The sequence below is a fragment of the Streptomyces sp. NPDC006283 genome, assembly GCF_040613325.1.
Taxonomy (GTDB): domain Bacteria; phylum Actinomycetota; class Actinomycetes; order Streptomycetales; family Streptomycetaceae; genus Streptomyces.
This window is the reverse complement of record NZ_JBEXRZ010000409.1, coordinates 1-2,490: the sequence shown is the minus strand read 5'-3', so window position 1 is coordinate 2,490 and position 2,490 is coordinate 1. Positions and strand designations below refer to the sequence as shown.

3 pseudogenes are annotated in these 2,490 nt (G+C 67.6%); all 3 read left to right on the top strand.

Features of this window, described 5'->3' with window-relative positions:
- Window positions 1-366 precede the first annotated feature (366 nt).
- Window positions 367-529 (top strand): annotated as a pseudogene (locus ABZ070_RS36695) (TetR/AcrR family transcriptional regulator); the annotation flags it as partial.
- An 896-nt stretch (window positions 530-1,425) separates the two neighbouring features.
- Window positions 1,426-1,659: pseudogene (locus tag ABZ070_RS36690) on the top strand (PadR family transcriptional regulator); the annotation flags it as partial.
- A gap of 448 nt (window positions 1,660-2,107) precedes the next feature.
- Window positions 2,108-2,398, top strand: a pseudogene (locus tag ABZ070_RS36685) (transposase); the annotation flags it as partial.
- Window positions 2,399-2,490 lie beyond the last annotated feature (92 nt).

Below are 2,490 nucleotides of genomic sequence, written 5' to 3'. Positions count from 1 at the left end.
GCTGTTCCGGGATCCCGGATCGGCGGCTTACCTGGATCCCCCGCTCCTGCCGTACGCAAGTGGGTGGGATTTACCGGACGGCGGCAGGATTCACCGTTCCGTCCGGATTGTGCTGATTATGATGACCGTACGTGGAAGGGCTGCCCCGTTTCGGAGACTTTCCGGACACGGTGTGCGGGCGCCGATTGCGGGGCGCGCCGCTTGTCGGATCCGATCTAACGCGCCCGCCGCTGTTAACGGCAACCCTGTTGGCGTAAGGTGCTCGGGTCGTGATGACATGGGTGGAGGGAGCGTGCCGTGTAGCGCCGGAGGAGGCCCGGGAGGCGGCGACGTTCCACGAAGGACTGCGCGGTGCTGTCGAAATAGCTGATCGCGGAGACGGCGCTGCGGGAGCACGGGGAGCTCGGGCCTGACCGTCCGCCGCCTCGGCACCGCCCTGGGCGAACCCAAGCACGCCCTACGGGAGCTGGGGCTGCGCATCCATGCCGCATATCTCGAGCATCCGCAGGCGGCAGTGCCCACCGCCACCGGGCCAGTGACGCCTAGCCTCGCTGTTTCACTTGGTGTGGGACCGGATTTTGTGGGAACGCGAAAGTGCCTTCTGAGCTGGGACGATGAACCTTGTCGAGGGGTTCTGTCGGTCCAGGCGGAAGGCGCTTTCTGTGAGCAGGGTATCGGACGGCGTACCAGGCATTGATGGCGTGCTCGGTGGCGTCAGGTGTCTGCGCAGGTGCTCGCGGTAGGGGTCGACGAGGCTGGCGCGGTATTTGGGGACGCGGAGCATCCGCTCGGTCCTCGGCCCGTATCCGTGCCGACTGCCGGGCCTGGCAGGAACAGGCCGAAGCCTACGTACGGGCGCGGCGACCTGCTGATCGAGATCGCCCCGGACGGCGTTAGCCACTTCCCCGACGGCGCGCGCCCCGCCACCGGGCGGGCTACGGCGTGGAGCTGGCCGTCCACACCTGTGCCGCCCGAAGCCGTCCCAGGAGCCGTGCAGGAAGAACCGGCTCGTGGTCTGCGATCCATCCGGCCGGGAGCAGTCTTGTCGGAGATGAATCCCGCCTCGCCCAGCGCGGCAAGATGTTTCTTGACCTGCAGCTCCCCCGATCGGTCATTATGTCAACAGAATTGACGTTATCGGGTGCAGGCAAGTCTCATGGGGGATCGAGAGGGCCCATGGCGGCAAAAGCCAGGTGGGGCGCAGTCGATGAGGAGATCTATTTCGGCCGCCGCTGCCTGGGTGGCCGCTGGCTCTCTCTTAGCGGCTGTCCCGGCGCTGGACCGGACCGGGACTGGATACCTCCCCCACACGCAAAGGAACCCCAGATGGCCACCGCCCTTCAGCCCCCGCCGTGCGCCCTTCGCTTTCGCGCAGTTTCCACGGCCGCAGACGTGGCAGAGATCGGGACCTGTCCCACCACCGCACGGGACGAGTTCTTCATGAAGATCGCCCTCGCCCCGGAGTCCGGGCTGGCCGACCCGGTCACCCTGATCAACAAACAGCGGCGGCAGTATCTGAACACCATGCGTGATCTGTCGAAGCTGGCCGAATCCGAGGACCGGAACAACAGGGTCTCCCAGCTACTGATCGAGGGCGCGATTCTGCATTTGCAGGCCGACCTCGACTGGCTGGAACGCTGTCAGGAGGAGCTGGAATGAGCGACGACGCCGCTCCTGCCGTGCTGGGCGGAGTCCGGATCCGCAAGAGACACGGTGCCGATCGTACGCGCCGAGGGCCTGACCAAGACCCATCGCGGCGAAGGCTCACCGTGGAAGCTGTACGCGGAGTGGACCTCACCGCCCCGCCCGGGGAATTCGGCGCCGTCACCAGGCCCTCCGACTTCTGGAAGGCCTTGCCGCACGCTTCCCCACACCCGCCGCCCCGGTTGCGGAGGTTCCAGAAGCCTTTACCGGAACGGTCCAGAAGTTTCGGGGCCGGCACCTGCAGCAGATGCACCACAGCTCGCCCGGCGGCGCGAAGCACGGAGAACGGGTACAACGAAGGCCGTGGCGAAGAAGGCGGCTACTCCCGCTTCCGACCCGCGATTCGCGAACGGGCCGCTCGGGGTCTTCGACGGTGACGGCTCGCTGTACTCCGTTGGCGACCTTGTCCCTCCGGCCGAAGACCGAGCACGACATCCTTCAGCAGGCCCGCGTCGAACAGGACACCGACCACTGGCGCCGCCGCTACAGCCACCGCGCCGGCATCGAGGGCACCATCTCCCAAGGCGTCCAGGCGTCCAGGCGTTCGGGCTGCGCCGGTCCCGCTACCGCGGGCTCGGCAAGACCCGGCTGCAACACCACTTCACCGGCGTCCGCCATCAACCTGGCACGACTCGACGCCTGGCTCACGGGCAGACCACTCGCCCGCACCCGCATCTCACCCTTTGCAGCACTCGAGCAGCACGGTGGCGCGGCCGGACTCGGTGCCCGGCACCTCGTAGTCGTCGGAGTACGCGGTCCCCGCCGTGGCCGCCGCGGCCGCCGCAC